The sequence below is a fragment of the Lawsonibacter sp. LCP25S3_E2 genome (assembly GCF_052117285.1).
In the GTDB taxonomy this organism is placed as follows: Bacteria; Bacillota; Clostridia; order Oscillospirales; family Oscillospiraceae; genus Lawsonibacter.
In genome coordinates this window covers 1-947 of sequence record NZ_JBQKJL010000068.1, presented here as the reverse complement: position 1 = coordinate 947, position 947 = coordinate 1, and the positions used below count along the sequence as shown (strand labels likewise).

Annotated in this window: 1 protein-coding gene; it reads left to right on the top strand. The window is 60.2% G+C overall.

All coding sequences use genetic code 11. The features are described 5' to 3' along the window. On the top strand, window positions 1–947 hold a 947-nt coding region (locus tag ACTQ3R_RS16530), incomplete at both ends, for an IS256 family transposase (protein ID WP_441780234.1).

Below are 947 nucleotides of genomic sequence, written 5' to 3'. Positions count from 1 at the left end.
CTACCGCAGCGGCCACTATGACCGGAATCTCACCACAACCTCCGGCGACGTCACGCTCCACATGCCCCGGCTCAAGGGCGTGTCCTTTGAGACTGCCATCATCGAGCGGTATCGCCGCCGGGAGAGCAGCGTGGAGGAGGCCCTCATCGAGATGTACCTGGCGGGCGTCTCCGTGCGCCGGGTGGAGGACATCACGGAGGCACTGTGGGGCAGCAAGGTCTCGCCCGCCACCATCAGCGAGCTGAACAAGAAAGCCTACGTTCACATCGAGGACTGGCGGAACCGCCCCTTGCAGGGCGGGCGCTATCCGTATGTCTATGTGGACGGCATCTACTTGCGCCGCAACTGGGGCGGAGAGTACGAAAATGTTGCTGTTTTGGTGGCAATTGCCGTGAATGAGGACGGTTTTCGTGAGGTTTTGGGAGCCGCCGAGGGCATGAAGGAGGACAAGGCCAGTTGGGTCAGCTTCTTCCAGTGGCTCCGTGGACGCGGCTTGGACGGTGTAAAGCTCATCGTCGGCGACAAGTGTATGGGGATGCTGGAGGCCGTGGGTGAGGTGTTCCCAGATGCCAAATACCAGCGCTGCACGGTGCATTTCTACCGCAACGTTTTCTCTGTTGTACCCAAATCCAAGGTTAAAATTGTGGCAAAAATGCTCAAGGCGATCCACGCCCAGGAGAGTAAGAAGGCGTCCCGCGAGAAGGCAAAGACTGTGGTCGCCGAGCTGCGCGCCATGAAACTGAAGGAGGCTGCCAAGAAGGTCGAGGACGGCATTGAGGAGACGCTGACCTACTGCGATTTTCCCAGCGAGCATTGGACGCGTATCCGCACCAACAACGTGATTGAGCGGCTGAACCGTGAGATCCGCCGCAGAACCCGCGTGGTGGGAACGTTCCCTGACGGCAACTCCGCCCTGATGCTGGTCTGCGCGAGGCTGCGCCATGTGG